The sequence below is a fragment of the Paenibacillus sp. FSL L8-0435 genome (assembly GCF_037965655.1).
Lineage (GTDB): Bacteria > Bacillota > Bacilli > Paenibacillales > Paenibacillaceae > Paenibacillus.
In genome coordinates, this window is record NZ_CP150185.1 from 3,941,646 (window position 1) to 3,963,550 (window position 21,905).

Genomic DNA, 21,905 nt, shown 5'->3' on the forward strand with positions numbered 1-21,905 from the left:
ATTCGGTTCTATATAAGTTGAACAGTGCTCTACGCTTCATCCACGATGACAACGTCAATCAGCGGAATGATCGTTTCGGGTTTGCCTTGACTGCGAGTAAGTACAAACGATGGCAATGGATTCTCGTGCAGACCATTCACGGATTCACAGATCTGAGTATATAAATCCATGTGCAACGTCTCGCCTTCACCTGCCACATCAATAACAGGCCAATCGTTCTGCACACAGGCAGGCCAGTAAGCCAGCTCATTCGCAGGTACGATACTTAATTGTTGAATGGACGGATCAATATGGTAGATCCCTTGCCAGTCAGGTTCATCACCCAGCTTGTTCACGGCAAGTATTCGAGCAGACTGCTCATCTGGTGCAGAATAGAGTGAATAACACCACGGAGTCACGCCCCAGGCGATCGCCATCAGCCCCTCTTCCAGCAACGTATCTGACAAATTGCCTTCGGCAAATTGCTCGATCAGATTATGGTTACCCGGTCCCATCAGTTCCTCTACACGTTCAGCGAGTCGAGACAGGTCAGCAAGAATGAACCCTCCTCTCCCGTAGGAGTCAAACACATGATGGTTTCTGCTCCACACAGCTTGAGATGGTGAACTCAACGACGCTGCTTCTGCCGGGAAAAGCGATATATATACGGTGATAACCTGCGCATACTTAACCATTGCAAGCTGTTCAGGTTCGAGTGCCCCTTCAGCAATACGAGGTGTTTTCATATGCAGGGAGATTCGCAGTTCGTATTCCCCCTCTGCACATGCTGTCCAACCAAGATTAACAGACTGTTCAACGCCTTCAATAGATGCAATGGAGATTGAGCTATCCGGTTTCAGATTAACAGCATACTGCACGTATGCTAGCTCCTGACCATAGATGATATTGGCATCTTGACGATTGACGGGTGAATCCAACTGTTGTGCAATGACAGATACCTTACGTCCATCCTTCAGAAGACGCTGCGGATCAATATCCAACTGTAGGTCATCTGCACCTCCTGATTGTGAAACAACTAATTGTGCCTCTGCAAGTACGGATGAGTCAGCCAAGGCAAATCCAAAAGCTTCATTTTGATGATCTGAATTCGTATGTAATGGTGTGTTCATGATACATCCCCTCTCTTATGTCTGATGGCATGTCACATCCCCAAATATATTTCATATTTGGCTCAGCCGCAACCCCGCCCCCGTGATAAAGTTGGTTACTTCCCTAATTACTTACCCATATATGAAGAAAATTCCAACCTTCCCCTGCTGTTATCTTCCTTTAGCTTTCTATATAAAAAAAATCCCCATCCCGCTTCGCCTAAGCGATACGAAATGAGGAAAAATGAAGATGTGCTCGGTTAAAGATGTTTGCAACTTGTCTAATACGTATCGCGTTGCTTGGTTAAATTTATTTTTGGAGATCGCTTATTTTGTTGTTTTATCGCGAAAATGTTCATGATCTGTTGCACGTGGATGAATATGAAAATGGATTTAAAACAAAACTGCGTATAATTTATATTATGCGCAGTTTTTAAGAGCCTTATTTTTCGTGAAGAATACCTCTACATCCTTGTTATCTGAAGTTATAAGAATGAGAGCTCTTTTCGTCTTTTTCTGCTGTATCTTCCTCCCTTATCCTGTCTAATTCGACGATATGAAGGCATGTTAAAGAGCCACATATCATTATGCGGCCCTTTATTTCTTACTATAGATCGAGGTGTATATACAAATACGAACTGACTTCATTTCAGGTTTTTATGAAAAAGTAAATTATGAGAACGCAATTCTCTCTGCATCTGACATACGGTATTGGGTTAACAAATAATCTTTGCTCTGCATCGCCGCATGACGAATCGCATCCAGATCAACATTCAACAACTTACCCTCTCGCTTCACGAGTCTACCTGCCACAAAGACCGTATCCACATTGGATGGATTGGCAAATTGCACAACAGCGCCGATTGGATCATGGACGGGGAACATATTCAGATCGGTGGTACGAATCATGATCAGATCCGCTTCCTTTCCCGGGGTCAGCGTTCCGACCTTCTGTTCTAATCCCAGTGCTTGGGCACCAGCCGAAGTTGCAAATCTCAGTACCTGGCTGGACTGCAAGTTCAACTCGCCAGGCATCTCACCCTGTTGCAGAAGTTGTTCATTGACTCTGGATCGTTCAGCCTGAAGTGCAAACTTCATCTGCGAGAACATATCTCCGCCTGTGGACGTTACCACATCTACACCAAGTGTAGGGGTTCCCCCATGTTCAAGAAAATAGCCGGTAGCCGGATATCCATGACCCATCATCATTTCAACTTCAGGTGTGACCGACAAGGAAGCGCCGCTATCTGCCAGCATTTTGTATTCATCCATGCCCATAGTGTTACCATGAACGATATTCACCCGTGGACTTAACAGTCCCGCTTCATACATGTGACTAATCGAGCGATCCACAGATCCCCAACTGCCAAATCCGGCATGCATGGAACAGATCGCATCCAGTTCTTGTGCTAGTTCGATCTCTTTCACGGTTGTATCCCAATGACTGAACTCCGGACCACGAATGGCAAGCCCATAAGTAAGCAATTGATCCCGTGATGAAAAATAACGTTCTTTGACTCTTCTCACATCATTATTCGAATAAGTGAGTTGACTATCCCGATTCCAGTAGTCTGTCTCACCAGGGACTCCGTGAGCAAATACCGCCCGAATCCCAGCATCCTGAAGTCCACGAATCAGTTCATCCGTGTGGTCAGGGGAATACGGCATGCTCCAATCCAACACCGTTGTCACTCCTGCATTAAGCGCTTCCAAGGAACCGAGCAAGTTGGCAATATAACTATCTTCTGGACGGAGCTTGCTTCCCATTGCACCATAATAGAGATTTTGCAAATAAACTGGTAACGACCAGTTGGTTCCTGCTGTTTTGACAAGTGATTCCCACATATGCCGATGCGTGTCCACCAGCCCAGGCATAATAATCATCGATGAAGCATCAATGATCTCCGCATCCGGAATATCCAGATCGGGCTGAACCGCCGTGATCAACGAATCTTGGATCAGAACGTCCGCCCTCTTATACTGTCCAACTCGAGCATCCATCGACAACACACAGCCATTTTTCAACAGATAACTTGTCCGCACAAGACACATCTCCCATCTGATTTGGTTTGAAAGACGATCATATCCTGCTTACGAATCTGTACTGCTTCTGACTATTTTTTCGCTAGTATATATACATTATATAGTTATTGTTAGTATTTATCAATTTTGGGATTTTCGTTTCGCCCGAAATCTTCTGACCTTCATCAGATTTCCACACATCTTATCATCACAGTACTTCTGTGTTCTGCTTCGGGTATCATCATAGAACATCCAGCGACAATCCGAATTATCACAGATCCGAATCCTATGCCCTTCTCCCTCCACCAAAGTCGTGGCAAAATCAGCAGCTACCTCAGCCATAACCTGATGCCAATGTGCTTCTACAGCTAACAGTTGGAGTTTCAGTTCCTGATCAATTGTAGTCAATGTTCTTCTCACATACCCTGCTTCCATAATGCCATTTAACCATTGTTTTTCTATATCCGTTAATGATGCTCCAGAAGACAAGCGGGCTCCCAGAGCCATCAATTCGTTCCTGAAATTTCTCATGGACAACTCATCTTCTGGAGATGCAGGGACAGAAGCGTTAAGTTGCCATCGAGCCAGAAAGTCTTGCTGCCAGCTCGCCTTCCCAAGCCTGTCCTCCGATCGATCTCCCCCACGCCAGTCGTGATAATCGCTGTTTACAAAATCGGTCCATAACCTGTCCATATATATACCTCCGTTTAGTGTAACCATCTAATTTTATAAAGAAGGTTACAACTCATCTTTGATGTGTTATATTAAGTGTAACCTCATTAATCAGTTTTAGCTAGTTACATCACATATCACAATTATACGCAAGGAGGAAAAGGCAATGACAAAAACAACAGCACTAGATGTGTTACGTATTCAAAAGGATGATACTTGGGATCAATGTAATTGGATTGTACCTTTGTCGAAATCCTTGGAGGGTCTTACAGCAGAACAAGCAGCCTGGATTCCACCCTCAGGAGGATTAAGCATCTGGCAGTTGGTTAACCATATGTATTATTACAACCATCGCTTATTATGTCGCATGCAAGGTAAGGAGCCTACCCTTCCTGCTGTTGACTCCAATGAATACACATTTGGGAATCCTGGAGATCCAACGGACGCAGCCGGATGGAATACACTGCTACAGGGTACAACTCGATTAGCCCAACAGTTGCGAGATCAATTGGCTGCACTACAAGAGTCAGATCTTGAAGCCGCATATATGGATTCCGAAGAGAAATGGGCACACGAACTAGCTCGCTGGGTACTCCATGATGCGTATCACGCTGGTCAGATCGTACTCCTTCGCAGACAGCAAGGCAGCTGGAAAATCGTTTTCTAAAAAAAACGCTTGAACTGCTAGCGCTTACAGGAATAAGATGAACTTATTAATGTTACAGCTTGTTCAACACACTATATAATTGAATAGGATCTTCGGGGTAGGGTGCAATTCCCAACCGGCGGTGATGTTCTTCGGAACCAGCCCGCGACTCGCTATTTGTTCTTAACGAAGGACATTAGCGACTGACTTGGTGTGAATCCAAGGCCGACGGTACAGTCCGGATGAGAGAAGATCAACACATTGACATGCCGTTCACGGGAAGGCCTCTTTCCTGACGCATGTCCTTGGATGAGCCCCCGTTTATTTGGTATATACCAAAACGGGGGCTTTTGTCGATTTTGCCAACTGAAGATTCCGTGTTCTGACGAAGGAGTCCTGAATATGGAAAAGACATCAGCAGCATCACCTGTTTACCGCAAGGAACGAAGTAATACCGGATTCTGGCTTGTAGTTCTCGGCGCCGCCTTATGGGGTGTCGACCCACTCTTCCGCATTATTTTGCTAAATACGATGACATCCACGCAGATTGTACTGGTGGAACATATCATCGTCAGTCTTATTGCCATTCCCGTGCTGTGGAAATTCCGGTCTGACCTGAAAAACCTGCGTGCTCGCCACTGGATTGCCGTGATTTTTATCTCATGGGGAGGATCAGCACTCGCAACGGTATTGTTCACCATGGCACTAACACATAACGATCCAAATACGGTGCTTTTATTGCAAAAAATGCAACCCCTCTTCGCTATCGTGCTGGCTAAACTGTTATTAAAAGAAACCTTGCCACGTCGCTTCGGTGGATTGTTCTTCATAGCATTAGCAGGAACGTACCTGCTTACATTTGGCTTCACATTGCCATTAGGTAACTGGGACAACTGGATTCATGCTGGAAGCTTGTTATCCCTTGGGGCTGCTGCCTTATGGGGAGGTTCAACCGTAATGGGCCGATTGATGCTGGGGCAGGCGCGTTATGAAACGGTCACCTCCCTTCGCTTTGTCGTTGCTCTCCCGCTCCTGATCTTTATGACGTGGAATGAAGGTGCGGCATGGACGTTTCCGTCCGGAACGGGTGAACAGGCTGCTGTCATCCTCAACATTCTTGGTCAGGCATTGTTACCAGGTTTGCTCAGTCTTCTGTTGTATTACAAAGGTCTGTCGTCAACCAAAGCATCTGTTGCAACACTCGCAGAACTTAGCTTCCCGATGGCGGGTGTGTTGGTGAACTGGATTGCTTTCCGTACACTGATTACATGGGAGCAGCTGCTTGGTTTTATCCTGATCTGGGTGGCCCTCTTCGCCATTTCCAGACAGCAGGAAAGATCATCAACTGCGGCTGATGCTGCACCGAAGCTGCGTACAGAGTAAGTGGATATATCTGAGGTTCACATATAAACAAATAGTCAAATATAAAATAAAACCATTGCACATCAAATTAGATGAGCAGTGGTTTTTTCATTTCCATTACTCGATCATTTTCTCAATTAGCAATATGAGCTATTAACCCTGTGCTTTATTTCTATATCGCAAATCCTCTCCTCGTTCCCCTCCAACCTCATAACGAATATCCATATCATCGCGCTAAGTCTCTTCTATGTTTTGTCTTTTGTCCAATCCGGTGGTACGATGACATATGGAATAAACAGATGAATTATATTCAGAGAGGAACGATCATTAATGTCTTCATTCTCATATACCTCCTACGACGCCGTAGGTTTGGCTGAACTGATCCGATCCCGGGAAGTATCCCCGGTTGAAATGCTGGAAGCGGCGTTTGCACGCCTTGAAGAAGTGAATCCGCAACTTAATGCGGTTATTCGTACATATGAAAATCGCGCACGGGAGGAAGCCGGTTTGGTTCGCCCCGGCGAACAACCTTTTGCCGGTGTGCCCCTGCTCCTGAAAGATATTTCTCAATCCTTGGAAGGTGAATTTCTGACTTCAGGCTCCCGTTTATTCAGCGAGCATCGTGCATTACGCAATTCCAATTTTGTCACTCGACTCCGTGATGCAGGCTTTATCTTCATAGGACACACCAATACACCTGAATTTGGTTTGAAAAATATTACCGAACCCCGTCTTCATGGTCCAACTCGCAATCCATGGAATATTAATCACTCCCCAGGTGGTTCAAGTGGTGGTGCCGCTGCCGCTGTAGCTTCAGGTATTGTTCCTCTTGCCGGAGCCAGTGACGGAGGAGGTTCGATTCGTATCCCGGCTTCCTTTAGCGGATTGTTTGGATTAAAGCCAACCCGCGGGCGCACACCTGTAGGACCGGGAGTTGGTCGTCAATGGCAAGGCGCATCGATTGATTTTGCCCTCTCTCGCTCGGTACGGGACAGTGCTGCATTGCTTGATACGTTACAAGTTATTCAGCCCGAAGCTGCGTTCCATGCTCCACTCTTTCCAGGCAGTTACTTGGCAGATATGAGCTATCCACATCAACGCAAACTGAAAATTGCATACACAACGGATTCGCCCGTGGGAACACCTGTCAGCGCAGAAGCCAAAGAGTCTGTATACAAGCTCGTTCGCTGGTTGGAAGATCAAGGTCATCATGTTGAAGAAAAGCTGAGTCCAGTCAATGGAGTCAGGCTGATGGAGAACTATTACATGATGAACAGTGGTGAGATGGCCGCGATGATCTCTTCCATGGAACGATCCATGGGCCGGGCTCTGACCTCCGATGATATGGAGATTGAATCCTGGGTTCTGGCTGAAGCTGGCAAAAAGGTATCCGCTGCGGAATTTGTACATAGCTTAGCAGAATGGGATGTAGCTGCAGCTCAGATGTCTACCTTGTTTGAGCGTTATGACTTCTACGTCACACCTGTTAATGCTTTTCCTGCGCCTAAGATTGGTGAACTAACACCTCATGACGAACAGATCCGTAACCTGATGCGGATCAGTGAATTGGACAAGACCCAGCAGCAACAACTCATCTATGAAATGTTTGAGCCAAGTCTTACGTATACACCGTTCACCCAGCTTGCGAATCTGACAGGCCAACCTGCGATTAGTGTGCCTCTTCATATGACACCAGAAGGTTTGCCAATGGGTGTTCAGGTGATGGCAACCAAGGGACGTGAAGATTGGTTATTACATCTGGCTGGACAGCTTGAAAAGTCAAATCTATGGATCGGGATGAGTGGTAACCCACTTTTTCCAGTCTAAAAATATATGTTGCACTCCCACCAGCAGCTGTTCTGCTGGTTTTTCCTTTTTGAATAACAAGATAAATTCGTTTAGATTCGTTTAGTTTACATAATAAATATGTTGTTAATTTAGATAGCATCCTCGATTCCCCGTTCAGTGCATAATTTTATAGAATACAGGCGATCATAAGTTGGTGGTAAATTAACATACTGGAGGGAAATCAAATCATGGGTATTCTAAGTGGCAACCCCAAGAACGAGCCGATGCATTATGGTGAAATCTTTAGTGTATGGCAATGTTCCACAATAGCCAAAGGCGCTGTGTCTTGCTACCAAGCTTATATGAGTCATGCAGGAGATAAAGATTTGAAGAAAATCTTGGAAGACCTGCTGGACCAAGCCAAACTCGAAATTAAAGAATGTGATACACTATTGACTGAAAATGGTATTGCCCCTGCACCAACACTGCCGGCAAGACCACATGTTGAGTTTGAGGATATCCCGGCTGGCGCAAGATTCACAGATCCTGAGATTGCTGCAAAAGTAACAGCCGATACAGCCATGGGTCTGGTTGCTGCAAGCCAAACGATTGGGCAATCGATCAGAGAAGATATTGGCGCGTTATTTGCTAAATATCATGCAACCAAAACAGCTCTAGGCCTCCGAATTCTTCAAATGAACAAAGAAAAAGGCTGGCTCATCCCTCCACCGCTTCAAGTCAAAAGACCGGATTCAGAATAGAGTTTATTGGAAGACGTCTAACAAAATGTTGTAGTGAATTAAAAAGACAAAGCAGGAGAAGCCCCCCATTCTCCTGCTTTGTCTTTTTTTATTTTACTGTTTAATTTCCAATAGACAGGTTAATAAAATTTTGAAATCATCAGAATTTTAAGACATCTTTATTGGAGGGATTCACATGTTTCGACATCAGAAAGAGTTGCAATTTGAAGTCAAAGTAGATCGTCCCGATCCCATGCTTGCACGTCAGGTTCAAGAAGTGTTGGGAGGACAATTTGGTGAAATGACCGTCATGATGCAGTACCTTTTTCAGGGATTCAATTGTCGAGGTGAAGAGAAATATAAAGATATGCTCATGGATATTGGCACCGAAGAAATTGGACATGTCGAGATGCTCTGCTCATTGATCAGTCAGTTACTGGATGGCGCTACTCCTGAGGAACAACAACAAGCCGCTAAGGATCCTGTGACAGCAGCAATTATGGGCGGTATCAACCCACAACATCTGCTCGTCAGCGGTCTTGGTGGTTTGCCAACCAACTCTAACGGTGTTCCGTGGAATGGTTCGTATATCGTGGCAAGCGGAAACTTGCTTGCAGACATGCGCTCCAATTTGCATGCCGAGAGTCAGGGTCGCCTTCAGGTGGCAAGACTGTACCATATGACAACTGACGAAGGTGTGCGGGCTACTTTCCGTAAAATGTTAGCACGTGATCGTTATCACCAGTATCAATGGATGGCCGCTATTCAGGAACTGGAAGAAAAGAATGGAGTCGTTGTTCCAGCCTCTTTCCCTCCTGAAGCCGAGCAAGAATCTCAGCCGCAGGCCTATGAATTCTGGAATCTCTCCGAGGGAACTGAATCCGCCGAAGGTTTATGGGCTACAGGAAGTGCACCTGATGGAACCGGAGACTATGTATATATCTCCAATCCTGTTCCAAAGGGACAGATACCTGAGCCCGTCATTCCTGCCACGGAACTTCACCATGACCTGGATATGAAATCAACAGACAAATAAAGTTTTGATTTCTATTTTTTAAAATATTTTGAATTAATTCTGTTTATATGATTTATAGCAGGGTACAACATAATAGAATAATCAATTCTGGAGGTGCTTAATGATGGCAACTAAGGAACTTGCATTACATGAGAAACTCGAAGTACATGAACTGCTAACTCTCAAAACTTCGTGTGCCACCAAAGCCGTAACGATGCTGGAACTCGTAAAAGACGACACACTAAAATCCTTAATTGAAGAAGATTTGGACAACTCTTCCAAAGCTATTGAAGAATTAAAGTCCCTATTAAAATAAGGAGGGTTCTCTTATGACTACAACCAAAACGAAAGAAATGCTCGTTAAAGCCGTTGCTCCCATGGATGATTTGGCCATTGCTACCGATATGCTTCTTTCTGCTAAGTCGGCGGTACGTACCTATGCAATAGCTCTTACCGAAACTGCAACCCCCCGAGTTCGGAAAGTCCTTAAGGCTCAATTGGATACTGCAATCGAAACCCACCAAAAGATCGCAGATTATATGATCAAAAATGAGATGTATCATCCCTATAGTATAGAAGAGCAAGTTAAACACGATATGGAGAAATCAGACATGGCGTTAAAATTGTTGGATGACAACTAATGCTTAACGCCTAAAGCGACTCAGTTACGACTGGGTCGTTTTTTGATTCCAGAGTATATGACTTTCATATTTCCAGCTAGTTTTTTTCGCTTTTCTGCATCCCTTTTTTTCTCAGGAGAATGACAACCAATAGTAGTACGGGTAAAAAAATCTGAAATACAGGAGAAGTATAATTCAATGTGTATCCTCGCCCTATCTCAATGTGTTCTGTAAATGTCGGTGATAAAAAAGACAACCCATATAGAACAAGCCCTACTGGAAACACCCATTTCCTATAGTTCGCTCCAGTTACTCTTTCGAGTCCAATTACGGCGCCATGGAAAAATGCAGCCATTTTAATACCCAATCCGAGGAACAGAAGTAAAGTGAACAAGGCATCCATCCGTTCAAACACTTCAGTCAAATCGATTAACTGTACTGTCTCCAAAAGCGGGAGTGTGCTATAGGCAGCAATCTGAGGACCCAAGACAAAAATGATAAGTTGATTGATAAATGTTAAAGCGAGAGCCGTTAGGATATAGGCGATGATCACCGCTCTGTTAAGATTCCTTCCTTTCCGAGCATAGGGATAAAAGACCAGGAATAAGACAACCTGCCCAAATGGAAAGGATACGATCTCCGGAAAAGCAGCTTGAAAAATCGGCTTCCACCCATTCTCCATAACAGGCAAGGCCAGATCCGAGTGAAAAAGACCTGTTGTTGGAATTAAGAAACTGATTAACGCATAGCCCAGCGCCATGAGCGGAAACAGAATCATACACATGAGAAACAGTACACGATATCCATATCGTACGGTGTTGGATACAACGATAATGGTGATCATGCTGATGATCCACATCGACGTTCTGTTCAGTAAGGTCAATTCAGTGACTTCACTGATGTCACGTAAATTTCGTGAAGCCTCATAGGCGAAATAAGCTACAAATGAAAGGCTTACGATTGTCCCTAGTACTTTTCCCATATAACGGCGACACAGAAGAAACAAATCCAATTCAGGTTCCTGATGATGAATAGCCAGATGAAGGAGTAGTAACACCAAGCCACCAGCAGCCCCGGCGAGCATGGCTAACCATGCATCCTGTTTGGCATCTCCACCTATCAGAAACAAGGTTGTACTGCCAACTTCAAATAAGGAAAGACAAACAGCCAATTCGGATACGCGAAGCTCCCTAGACAATTTCATGATTGAACCTCTCCTTGGTGTTAGTCTTTCTGTTCGCCAAGCAACTTGCTGAAAGAATCTTGAAGCAAACCTACTCGTTCCAAAGTTACGTTTACGTTTATGTTAATATCCATCTGTGCCAATTCACTAGACCAGTTGTCTTTTAGAACTTTCCACTCTTTGGGATGTCTTTGATGTATTTTGTTCGCGATCCCCAACATATCGACATGAAGCCTCTGGTTCCCTCTCCATCCGTCCAATATCTGTGCTTGAATGACTTGTTCAGCCTGTCGCTGCAATTCATGAATAGTGTGTGTTCTAACTATATCCTCACCAGATGTGCTCTCATCCAGTTCAGCGTCGACCTTTGCATCTACCTGAACAGCATAATGAAGCCCCTTTTTCACAGGAACGACCTTAACTTTTGCTTTGCGCACAAGAAAAGAGTTCACCTCCCCCTTTGCACCTTTATAGGTCAAGTTGGTCCAGTTCACCCTGTCTGTTAGCCAGACGATACCCATACTTTCTTTTTGGTTCAGAACTCCGATCTTTTTGTCTTTGAGAAATACACTTAATCCTTGAATTCTTAAATTCCCGGGTATGGATGTTTCCTTAAAAATATCAATTGAACTCTGTTTGTTATCGCCCAGTGTATCTGTTGTAACACCAGGAATTCCGGCTGATCCACTGTCTGAAGTGATCTTCAGAGCAACCTCATGTATGTTCATCACGGGATAGTACGACCCTTTTTCATTATTCCGTTCCAAAATCTCGGATAAAGCACGGCCAGGCTGTTTCTCTGGAGGAATCAATTTTTCGAGATACTCCCTTGCTTGACCATCTGCAATAATAAGTTTGGCAGATTCCCGAGAACCAATATTTCGATAATAGTGATCCATGATCTCCGCAATCCCGTATCTTGCCGCTTCTTCACCAATCAGAACAACATTGGTATGTGCAAAATATAATCTTTTGGGATTCTCCACGCTGCTTTGGGCAACAGCTTCCCGAATCGTTTTGCCTTCTGATGAAAATGTGTTCACGGGGGCTTGAGATCCACCAGACGACGACCCAATTGAACTGCTCGCTGGTGGTACAATAATCTGATAGGTAATGATCCACTTTCCGTTTTTTCGGTCAAATCCTGTTGCCGTTGCGATGCCCAGATCATTTAATTCTGTGCGATTTCCACAACCAGCAGTGATCAGTCCGACCATGAGTAAGATTAATATGGACTGCAAACGAATCATATAAATCGCTCCTTATTCGTTCTCAGCTTCATTAATACTATCTACAATGTTATCCGATCCTGACGGGTATTGATGAGGAGCTTGTCTCGTCTTATTCGTATTCGACTTCTCATCAGGTCTAGTCTTCATAGCCCACCAGGGTACTCTCAACCACAGATCCTTCATATTTGACTTGAAAAACGGACTGTATGGCATCAGATAGTCAACGCCAAATGACTTCAGAGATACCAGGTGTGCAAGTAATGGGACGGCTCCGGCCAATATGCCGTACAACCCCAGCGTACCTGCCAGTACCATAAACGGAAAACGTAATAGCCTTACTGCTGTGGCCATACTGAAATAGGGTATAGCAAAATTCGCTATTGCTGTAAAGGAAACAACAATGACCATCGCTCCTGAGACCAATCCCGCCTCTACCGCAGCTTGCCCGATAACCAATGCACCAACAATAGAAATTGCAGGTCCAATGGCTCGCGGCATTCTCACTCCAGCTTCACGAATGACCTCAAACGTAATTTCCATAAGCAGGGCTTCAAGTAATGCCGGAAAAGGGACTCCTTCGCGTTGAGCGGCCAGGGTGACCAATAACGTTGTAGGTATCATCTCCTGCTGAAATGTGGTTAGTGCAATGAATGTCGAAGGCAGCAACAAAGATACGAGGAAACAGATTAATCGTATAATCCGCAGAAAAGTAGAGATATCATAACGCTGATAATAATCCTCGGGCGTTTGAAAGAAGTTAAAAAAAGTAACAGGTGCAATCAAGGCAAATGGCGTCCCATCTACCATAATGGCTACTTGACCATCCAATAGACTGCCGGCAACCGTATCTGGGCGCTCCGTATTGATCATGGTCGGAAAAGGCGTAAGTGGTGCATCCTGAATAAATTCTTCTATGTAACCACTCTCGAGTATACTATCTGTGTTGATGGCATTTAAACGCCTGGTAACCTCTTCAATGACTTGTGGCTTTGCAATACCCTGGATGTAAGCCAGTGCAACCACTGTCTGGGTGTACTCTCCAATGGTATGCATCTGGAATTTTAAATCAGGAGTTCGTATTTTTCGTCGAACAAGAGTAATGTTAGTCGTTAGTTCCTCTGTGAATCCTTCCTTTGGTCCTCTGACCACCGTTTGGGACGTGGGTTCCTCTACAGATCTTCTGGCTCCTCCGGCGATCGGCACTGCAAGAACATTCTTTACACCATCAATAAGTATAACGACGTGGCCTGTTAATAAAGCTTCATAGATAAGTTGCGACGAATCTAAATTTCGGATATTACCGGAGGGTAAGACTTTTTTCACTAACACATCTCTCGGTTGATCTCCCGGCAGAGGATTCGTATTCATCCATTGAATGATATTGTCCATAAGTTCAACCAGTAGCGTAGAATCTGTCAATCCTTCCATATAACACACAGCTAAAGCAGTACCCTTCTCCTCTAACATAGGGAACTCCCGAACTACAAAATCAGGACTATACTCAAATGCCTTGATAATATGGTTAAGTTTATCTTCTAGCGAAATATCCAGACTTTGCGGATGTTGTGTTCGTTTATGATCTGTTTCTCCTTGCTTTTGTGAAGTAAATATCTCCTTTATCCAACGCATCAGCACATGAATCACCCCCTATTTCCGACTAATATGGATTAATCATGCAAAAAGTATACATCGTCCTCGATAATCTTGTCCTACAAAAACACCTTGAAGAATATGCTGTACTGTATGGAAAGGAGGACATCTTATTTATATCTTGTTAGGTTATGTGATCCTGGGATTATCACTTTCAGCCCCTATTGGACCCATCAATGCTGCGCAATTGGACAAGGGTATTCGAGGTGGGTTCATGCCTGCCTGGTTTGTTGGGCTAGGAGCCATCGCAGCTGATATCATCTACATGCTGCTTGTGTATTTTGGCATCGTACATCTGCTTGAACTTCCGTTTGTCAGGGTATTCCTTTGGATGTTTGGTTGTTTTGTATTGATCTATACGGGTGTGGAAAGTATTAAAAATGCAGGAACCCTTGCCCCTTCGCAAATGAGAGGAAATGATTCGGAGCTTGCCAAGTCATTTACTCAAGGATTCCTGATGTCTCTGTTTAACCCTCTTTCCATCATGTTCTGGCTAGGCATTTATGGCTCTGTTCTGGCCAAGGCTGTAAATGACTCTCCTATGGATCAATTGTTGATCTATAGTGGAGCTATCATCTTTGGCGTACTTCTGTGGGATCTATTCATGGCGACTACCGTAAGTTTTTTTCGCAAATACCTCACTTCTACTGTGCTTAAAGGAATTGCTCTCATTTCCGGACTTTCTTTAGTCGGTTTTGGCTGTTACTTCGGATATAAAGCCATTCAATTTCTCTTCTTTATTTGAGTTTGTTTTTTTTGCGTAACCGAATACCCGTGATGTGATAACTGCTTACACCCGTAGAATGCTGCTCATTTTCTTCACTTTCGTCTTTCTCGGCGTTTGATGATGTTTGGGACGCAGGATTCTTCTTGCGAATCCGTTGTACAATAACGTCACTAATGGCAATGAGAGAGACAAGCAATAAGCTAATATAGAACCCCGGTCTGCTGAGTGCATGAAAAAGTGTTCCAGTGACTGCAGCAGTGATCAACAATAAGCCAATCCAGCGTTTGATCACATCGAACTTGCCTGATTTCAACAATTTACCGGAAGATAACAAAATAAACGACCAGTTGTACAGAAGCATCAGTCCAGCTGCGGTTGTAATGTATTCATATACTTTGCCTGGGAGTAAGAGAGACATGATGATCGTACCAACTAACCCACAACCAATGAGGGACAAGGCAAATAACGGATACTTCGTTTTCCACTTTCGAGAAAATAACTGCGGGGCGTCTCCCTCCTGAGCGAGGGTAATAATCATAGACGTCACCGCATAGAGCGAAGCTGTCATCGTTGAAAATCCGGCTACAATGAGCACCCCGTTGAACAAATGTGGGACAAAAGCAAGGTGATCGCTACTGAGTGCCAGTACAAATGGACTCTCCTTGGGATTAAATGCATTTAAAGGAACCATAATTAATGCGAGTCCAATGGATACAACATATACGGTGGATAGCGCAATGAGCATGACTTTTCCTGCCTTTGGGGCATCCTCTGGTTTTTGAAGCCGATATGACATAATGCCAAGAACTTCAATACCTCCATAAGCATAGAACGCAAAAAGAAACGCAGACCACAATCCGATGCCACCCTTTGGAAAAATCGATGCCATATCCAGCGGTACTTTGTGTTCATACTTGGTTCCCCCAATCCACCCTGCGAGTAGGGCGATGGCAAGCACCAAGAACATGATGATAGCTGCAATTTTAATGATAGCCAGTACATTTTCAACCCGGTCAAATCCCTTGTTACCGAAGAATACAATACAAAGACCCACAATTCCGAACCCTGCAGCAAAGATCCAGAGCGGAACAGCCGGAAACCAAAACCTGGAGAAAATGGACAATGCGGTTAACTGACTCCCCATAATGAGCAACTCCGAAAACCAATAGAACCATCCGCTTGCAAAGCCTGCCCAACTTCCAAAGGCTTTCTTGGCATATGAACGAAAAGATCCTTGTTCCGGATGGTCCGCTGTCATTCTCGCGAGCGCATCAAAAACTACATATGTACCCAAGGCCGCCAAGATATAGGCCAGTAGCACAGCTGGACCACCAATCGAGATCGCAAGGCTGGAACCCAGAAAATACCCTGTACCAATTGTTCCTGCCACACCTAGCAGACTTAATTGCCACCATTTCAGTTTCTTTTCTTCTGTAGCGTTAGTTGATGCTTTACTCATGTTGTCATTCCTTTTCTGTATCATTTTAGGTCACTAAATGTAGCCTTCCCAATCCACAGCGAATCATGTTCATAAATTAATCCTTATTTGAATGGAACAGGATAGATTGAATATTTCTCACAACCGTATTACATAATACACAGGTACATCAAAACACATAGGAGGTTTTACACATGAATCAGTTCTCTCAATCGCAGCAGATTACGCAATTGGCTCAACAACTTACACAACAAACACAACAGGCTTCGATGCAATACCAACAACTACTTAGACAAGAACAAAGCAACGCTCAACAACTTGAGCAATTGGCACAACGCGAGCAACAAGCTGCACATATGATCCAGACCGCACTTCAAGGACATCAAACCGCCATCCAGCAATTACAACAAATCTCCAATCTTGCACAACAACTTGCACACTCATCTTCACAGCACGTATCTTATCTTGAGCAGCCATACAACACTCCCAATATCTCAACTAATGGTCAATCCTTTGGTTCGTATTCGAATCAAAACCGCCCGCAATAACATTTTCATATAACACATAAAGGAACCCACATTGGGTTCCTTTTTTGTTCGTTGCAAAAAAAGAGACCACAAGTGTCTCTTTTTCGTTCTTACCTTGAGTTTCATACCCGTCCTATACTATAGAGTGCTTGTTCATACTTGATGTTCATTCTTTATGCATTGAGATCATGTATCCCTGGGCTATGCTCATTTGGAAGTTCAGGCATATAAGGAAGTGGATATCCTTGTGGGGGATCGATTACCTGCAGTTCCCCACCATTACGACTTGGCGTTTGACCACTGAAAATCTCAGCGATGCGTGTATTGTCTAAACGGAAATTAAACTGCGCATTGTGGAAGCCCATATCTACATATTTCCGGCATTCGGGATATTTATTAATGTCATAGTTGGGAATCGGGAATATTTTGCCCCAATTCACACCCAGGGTCTCCAGTGCTTTGGCAAATGCATTTTGATGCGCATTATCACGAACAATCAGGAAACCCAGCGTTTCACGGAATGCTTTGTTGGTACTCATTTCATATATTCTTGATTTTTGCAACACACCCGTAGACTCCAACACAATATTATCAAGTAAGTTGCTTACCAGATTCCCATGATCGTACACATAGTTTCCAAGCCATGGATTACCTGCAGCATCAACAGGCAATGAGCTCTGAGCCCCCATGATGTAATGATGCGGGTTGGCATGTTTAATCGCTTCATCCAATGGAGCACCGTCGACCCCTGCATCTCCCGCGCCCTCTGCACCGGCTCCCGTTAATAACTGATTAATGGTTTGTTGCACCAGTTCAATATGGCTTAATTCCTCAAGAAATACACCACGGATCAGATCTCTAAACTGCGTGGCGTTGCCCCGAAAATTACTGCTTTGAAAGAAAAATTGCATCATCGTCCGCATTTCACCGAATTGACCGCCAAGCGTCTCTTGCAATACTTTTGCTGCCGCGGGATCAGGCTTGTCTGGTACGATCATATTGATCAGGTCTTCACGATAAAAAAACATGGTTTTCCTCCATTCTGAATTAACTTACTATTCTAGTTTCTGTTCCCTTCCTAATTTTATGTAAACCAGCCGTTAACAATCTCTGGTATTGGCTCCAACCTCATAAAACAAATAGAAGTGCATGAACTAGAATAATGCATTCTGTTAATGAAAAGGGAAACAGAATATATTCTGTTTCCCTTTATCTATTTTGAATACATATTCTTATGGCATAAACGGTGGCATATCAGCTGAACTTCCTTTTCTTAGAACCTCAGGTGGGGTATCAAAAATATACGGCGGAGCTGGCGGAAGTTTAGGCGCAGGTGCCAAAGGCTGAGGATGCTGAACATATTGGAAAGTACCTTGCCCATCCATACTTGGACCGTGAGCCCACCGTCCGGTTGCGCTCTCATCACCACGAGAGAAGTTAAAGAGAACATACGCCACATCTCTCTTCTCAAGTTCTTTCGGGAACGTACTGGGCACAACAATTCCTTCTTTTTCTTCAAGTTCTCTTATCGCTGCAATCCACTGATTCTGATGCATGGTATCCCGAGCAAGCAACCACGATAACATGTCTTTCACACCGCGGTCATTGGTCATTTCATATAACCTGGCAACCTGAAGTCTGCCTTGAGATTCTGCTGCTAGATTATGTCTGAAATCAGCTAATAAATTACCACTTGCTATTGTGTACTTTGCATTCCAGGGATATCCATTACTATCGGTTGGGGCTGCTCCTAGTCCGCTTACAATCGCGTGTTGTGGATTGCTCCCACCGAGTATCGCATTAATAACTGGGTCTTTGGCGGCTTCTTCCAGTGTGGCTAATGGAGCATTGTCCAGCAAGCGAGCGATCATCGTAGCCAGCATCTCAACATGAGCGAGTTCTTCGGTTCCCGTATCCATAAGAAGGTCCTTATATTTCCCATCTCCACGGACATTCCAGCCTTGAAATAAATACTGCATGGCTACGGTAATTTCGCCAAATTGTCCTCCCAGTACTTCTTGTAGTTTTCTTGCAAATACGGGGTCGGGTCGATCCGGCTTGGCATGATACTGCAATTCCTTGATATTAAAAAACAACATATCACCTCATCCGTTTAAGATAAGTGATATGTATGTTTATTACATCGATCACTTGCATGTCTCCATAACAAAAATAAGTTGGACTGTCACCATTTTTCCCTTGGGTTATATCCTATAGGTAAAAGGAGGACTATTCATGTCGTTGTTGTTTTCATCTTCTGAGATTGAGAATGAGGAGATTCCTCTCGAAACCTGGAAAAGAGATGCTTACCGTTTATTCTCTTCGAAAATGAGTGACCGGGAGGTTCGATTTCCCTGTATTCCGGCTACACAGGCTTTTGCCCTGGGGCACCTCCGATACGGCTTTGTTTCTAATTTCGGAGACGAGTCTGCAGAACGTAATGTATCAGACATACTCAAGGAATATGGAGAATGCTCTCGTTCAATCGGAGAATATTCTTCATTGATTTTATTTTTTGATAAGGAAAAACAAGTCCGGGATGTATTGGCCTATGAAACAGCCTTCTGGGATTTATTAAGCCAGATTAGACACTTGGATAACAAACCTTGGCCAAAAGATATTCCAGAAGACCCAGAGCATCCCATGTGGGAGTTTTGTTACAATGACGAACGGTATTTTGTCTATTGCGGGACGCCAGCCCATGTATCACGACAAAGTCGCCACTTTCCTTATTTCATGTTAGCTCTAACACCGCGCTGGGTACTCGATATATGGAACGCACAACCTCAGAAAGCTGCAGCGATTGCTCCAAAAATCCGCGCACGCTTGGCTGCCTACGATACCATACCGGCTCATCCCGAATTAAAGCAATACGGATCACAAGGCAACCTGGAGTATAAACAATATTTTTTGCGAGATGACGATACCGCTCCTTCCAAATGCCCGTTTCTTCGATCCCTTCAGCAGGACAACGTAAAGGAATAGCTTAAATCGATTCTAAAAATACTCTCCTCCGAATAAACTCTATACCACCCATTTATAGGAGGAGAGCCCTGTGCTCCATACTCGCTACAACTACATAAGCAGCTGGACAAGCCCTATCGAAATAAGAATTCATTACAGACGGAAAGGAAATGACAATGGAAATCTATATTAAGTTCGTCCTGATTGGTCTCGCTATTGCCATGCCAGTGGGAGCAATTACTGTAGAGATGACCAAGCAGGGATTGAGAAATGGGTTTATCCATGGCTGGGCCGTCGGTCTTGGAGGCATGACAATTGATGCTGGTTTGATCCTGGCCATGTACTTCGGGTTTGCTTCCGTCTTATCTCTTCCTTATGTACAAATTCCACTATGGCTTGCGGGAGCGGGATTTCTTGCCTTTCTGGGATACGATTCGATCCGGAACTCCGATCTGGATATGGCAACATCAGATAATACAAAAGGAAAAATCAAAAAATCGTTTTGGAGGACATACCGCAATGGCTTATTGGTAGCGGTTTCCCCTGGTAATCTTATTTTTTGGATATCTGTTTTTGGTGTTGTATTGTCCGATTCATACCAATCTACCGGTAAGCTGAGTTTTATCATTGCAGGATTTGGCGTACTATGTGGAATTCTCATTCATGACCTGGGTCTGCTCTCCATTGTATCTGTGACACGAAAAGTAATGAGCAAAAAAATGATACAAGCAGTCTCTGCCATGGCTGGAGTGCTTTTGCTGGGTTTCTCGTTCTACTTTTTATATAAATTTATATTGGCTCTGTGGCTTCTATTTCAGTAGTTATTTCGAGAAATTAAGGTTGTTCCTTCTGAAAAAGGGGCAACCTTTTCTTTGGATTCCTTTTCCATACGCTGCTGCAGGTACTTTTCTGGAATATCTAATTTTTTAATCAGAAATCATTTGACTTTCACAGTGAAGGATGGCAGTTCATTTAGTCGCGGGGCGTGCTGAATCGTATCTAAAAGGTAGGTAGTAACAGCGGTGTGCGTTCTTTTCTATTGTGAATTTTTCATATGTTGAAATATTATACTAGTGGCGAATTAGCTTTTAGAGCCAACATAGTTATCGTTTATCGTTGTCTCAAAATTAAAGTAGTATGCTTAAGATGGTTTGGGACATTTTACGAAATAGTTAGATTATTTAGTTGTTGTGAATTTTTCATATGTTGAAAATATAAGGTTTATGACAAAAAGAAAGCTGCCTATAGGCAGCTTCGCAAAATTAAAATCCATTTGGCAAATGCAAAGAATCAGGTCCGGCCAGTCCAGTCTGCTCCGGCGATTTCTTTCCATCGTGCTCTAATCTCATCATACAGTTCCTGCGGAAGTGGCCCTTTAGCCACAAGATCAGCATTTTGCTGCCAGCGATTGGGCTTGGCTGTTCCTACAATAGCTGTGTCTACACCTTCGGTACTTAGTGTAAAACGCAGTGCAGTTTCCACCGCAGCCTGGGCATCTTCACCCAGAAAACCATAGTTGAGTTCGCTTAAGCGCTTCCAGTATATAAAGGGATACGCCTCTTCCGAAAGTGTTTCATACGTCCAGGCTGCATTGGCAATAGGTCTTTTGGCGATTACACCCATGTTTCTTTTTCTAGCCTCAGGCAACGTAAGTTCAATCGCTTCCTGATCTGCGATATTTAATGAAGTCTCCAGACTGTCAAATACCCCGGTTTGAATCGCATATAGCGCATCTGTAGTATCCCCACTGTATCCGATAAATCTGGTTTTCCCCGCTTCCTTTGCACGTTGCAGTACTTCGATTACTGCTCCTTGTCGGAGTACTTCTTCAGAGCAGCTATGCAAATGGATAACATCCACATAGTCCGTTTTCAACCGTTTCAGGCTACGGTCAATCGTTTGCTCCAGTACTTTGGCATCCCAATCCGGACCTTCGATCCCGGCAGCATGTCCACATTTGGTGAACAAATAGTAGTCATCACGCCGATGTGACAGCACCTCACCGATTAATTCCTCGCTGTCCCCGTAACATTCAGCCGTGTCAATTACGTTTAATCCTGCATCGAGGGCACTATTCAGCAATGTCGCTACATCCGTTTTGGATACATCTTTGCCTATTTCCGCTCCGCCAAATCCAAGTGTACTTACGTTCATGCCAGTATTACCATACTTGCGCGTTTCCATGGTTATCTTCCTCCAAGTTCAGTGAATTGGGTACAGATAAATAGAAA

Annotated in this window: 21 protein-coding genes and 1 riboswitch; of the genes, 11 read left to right on the plus strand and 10 right to left on the minus strand. The window is 44.0% G+C overall.

What is annotated here, in order from left to right:
• Positions 1-29 precede the first annotated feature (29 nt).
• From NST33_RS17045 to NST33_RS17055, 3 genes are all read right to left on the minus strand, one after another.
• Positions 30-1,109 carry a hypothetical protein gene (locus NST33_RS17045; protein WP_339304156.1) on the minus strand — a complete coding sequence of 360 codons (1,080 nt, stop codon included), beginning with the start codon at positions 1,107-1,109 and terminating at the stop codon, positions 30-32.
• A 651-nt stretch (positions 1,110-1,760) separates the two neighbouring features.
• Complete coding sequence (locus NST33_RS17050) at positions 1,761-3,140, minus strand: amidohydrolase family protein (protein ID WP_237174899.1); 1,380 nt, start codon at positions 3,138-3,140, stop codon at positions 1,761-1,763.
• Between the two features lie 111 nt (positions 3,141-3,251).
• Positions 3,252-3,803 carry a CGNR zinc finger domain-containing protein gene (locus NST33_RS17055; RefSeq protein ID WP_237174898.1) on the minus strand — a complete coding sequence of 184 codons (552 nt, stop codon included), beginning with the start codon at positions 3,801-3,803 and terminating at the stop codon, positions 3,252-3,254.
• A gap of 145 nt (positions 3,804-3,948) precedes the next feature.
• Between NST33_RS17055 and NST33_RS17060 the strand changes: the two genes are divergently transcribed.
• From NST33_RS17060 to NST33_RS17090, 7 genes are all read left to right on the plus strand, one after another.
• Positions 3,949-4,449 (plus strand): DinB family protein, encoded by a 501-nt coding sequence (locus NST33_RS17060; RefSeq protein WP_339304159.1) that lies wholly within the window; start codon positions 3,949-3,951, stop codon positions 4,447-4,449.
• An 84-nt stretch (positions 4,450-4,533) separates the two neighbouring features.
• A riboswitch (FMN riboswitch) is annotated at positions 4,534-4,686 on the plus strand.
• Positions 4,687-4,830: 144 nt separating this feature from the next.
• The gene (locus NST33_RS17065) at positions 4,831-5,811 is read left to right on the plus strand and encodes a DMT family transporter (RefSeq protein ID WP_221821591.1); all 981 of its coding nucleotides are present in this window, start codon (positions 4,831-4,833) and stop codon (positions 5,809-5,811) included.
• A gap of 309 nt (positions 5,812-6,120) precedes the next feature.
• Positions 6,121-7,617, plus strand: a complete 1,497-nt coding sequence (locus NST33_RS17070) for an amidase (RefSeq protein WP_237174896.1) — start codon at positions 6,121-6,123, stop codon at positions 7,615-7,617.
• A gap of 209 nt (positions 7,618-7,826) precedes the next feature.
• Positions 7,827-8,339, plus strand: a complete 513-nt coding sequence (locus NST33_RS17075; RefSeq protein WP_339304162.1) for a DUF3231 family protein — start codon at positions 7,827-7,829, stop codon at positions 8,337-8,339.
• Between the two features lie 175 nt (positions 8,340-8,514).
• Positions 8,515-9,354, plus strand: a complete 840-nt coding sequence (locus NST33_RS17080; protein WP_237174894.1) for a manganese catalase family protein — start codon at positions 8,515-8,517, stop codon at positions 9,352-9,354.
• Positions 9,355-9,454: 100 nt separating this feature from the next.
• The gene (locus tag NST33_RS17085) at positions 9,455-9,649 is read left to right on the plus strand and encodes a spore coat protein (RefSeq protein WP_237174893.1); all 195 of its coding nucleotides are present in this window, start codon (positions 9,455-9,457) and stop codon (positions 9,647-9,649) included.
• A gap of 13 nt (positions 9,650-9,662) precedes the next feature.
• Entirely contained in the window at positions 9,663-9,974 is a 312-nt protein-coding gene (locus tag NST33_RS17090) for a spore coat protein (protein ID WP_221821595.1), read from the plus strand.
• A 76-nt stretch (positions 9,975-10,050) separates the two neighbouring features.
• Here the strand turns inward: NST33_RS17090 and NST33_RS17095 are convergent, their stop codons facing one another.
• From NST33_RS17095 to NST33_RS17105, 3 genes are read right to left on the minus strand one after another with little or no spacing between them, the layout of a single operon-like run.
• Positions 10,051-11,157, minus strand: coding sequence for an endospore germination permease (locus NST33_RS17095; protein ID WP_339304165.1), 1,107 nt, complete (start codon positions 11,155-11,157; stop codon positions 10,051-10,053).
• 20 nt (positions 11,158-11,177) lie between these two features.
• Complete coding sequence (locus NST33_RS17100; RefSeq protein WP_307411499.1) at positions 11,178-12,386, minus strand: Ger(x)C family spore germination protein; 1,209 nt, start codon at positions 12,384-12,386, stop codon at positions 11,178-11,180.
• A gap of 12 nt (positions 12,387-12,398) precedes the next feature.
• Positions 12,399-13,997, minus strand: a complete 1,599-nt coding sequence (locus NST33_RS17105) for a spore germination protein (protein ID WP_339308717.1) — start codon at positions 13,995-13,997, stop codon at positions 12,399-12,401.
• 133 nt (positions 13,998-14,130) lie between these two features.
• Between NST33_RS17105 and NST33_RS17110 the strand changes: the two genes are divergently transcribed.
• Positions 14,131-14,763, plus strand: coding sequence for a LysE family transporter (locus NST33_RS17110; RefSeq protein ID WP_339308719.1), 633 nt, complete (start codon positions 14,131-14,133; stop codon positions 14,761-14,763).
• Here NST33_RS17110 and NST33_RS17115 read toward each other — a convergent pair.
• On the minus strand, positions 14,756-16,204 hold the full coding sequence (locus NST33_RS17115; protein WP_339304167.1) for an amino acid permease: 1,449 nt from the start codon (positions 16,202-16,204) through the stop codon (positions 14,756-14,758). The two genes, NST33_RS17110 and NST33_RS17115, sit on opposite strands and share 8 nt — an antisense overlap.
• A 173-nt stretch (positions 16,205-16,377) precedes the next feature.
• On the opposite strand from NST33_RS17115, the gene NST33_RS17120 reads away from it, so the two are divergent.
• Positions 16,378-16,731: an AMP-dependent synthetase and ligase gene (locus tag NST33_RS17120; protein ID WP_145321997.1), complete on the plus strand. Its 354-nt coding sequence runs from the start codon at positions 16,378-16,380 to the stop codon at positions 16,729-16,731.
• A 152-nt stretch (positions 16,732-16,883) separates the two neighbouring features.
• Here NST33_RS17120 and NST33_RS17125 read toward each other — a convergent pair whose 3' ends face one another.
• The gene (locus NST33_RS17125; protein ID WP_336758586.1) at positions 16,884-17,738 is read right to left on the minus strand and encodes a manganese catalase family protein; all 855 of its coding nucleotides are present in this window, start codon (positions 17,736-17,738) and stop codon (positions 16,884-16,886) included.
• A 204-nt stretch (positions 17,739-17,942) separates the two neighbouring features.
• Positions 17,943-18,806, minus strand: a complete 864-nt coding sequence (locus NST33_RS17130; RefSeq protein ID WP_339185411.1) for a manganese catalase family protein — start codon at positions 18,804-18,806, stop codon at positions 17,943-17,945.
• A gap of 139 nt (positions 18,807-18,945) precedes the next feature.
• Here NST33_RS17130 and NST33_RS17135 point away from each other — a divergent pair, with 139 nt between their 5' ends.
• Both NST33_RS17135 and NST33_RS17140 read left to right on the plus strand, forming a co-directional pair.
• Positions 18,946-19,695, plus strand: coding sequence for a YqcI/YcgG family protein (locus tag NST33_RS17135; RefSeq protein ID WP_339177071.1), 750 nt, complete (start codon positions 18,946-18,948; stop codon positions 19,693-19,695).
• 155 nt (positions 19,696-19,850) lie between these two features.
• Entirely contained in the window at positions 19,851-20,495 is a 645-nt protein-coding gene (locus NST33_RS17140) for a LysE family transporter (protein WP_221821602.1), read from the plus strand.
• A 469-nt stretch (positions 20,496-20,964) separates the two neighbouring features.
• Here NST33_RS17140 and NST33_RS17145 read toward each other — a convergent pair whose 3' ends face one another.
• Entirely contained in the window at positions 20,965-21,858 is an 894-nt protein-coding gene (locus tag NST33_RS17145; protein ID WP_339304170.1) for an aldo/keto reductase, read from the minus strand.
• Positions 21,859-21,905 lie beyond the last annotated feature (47 nt).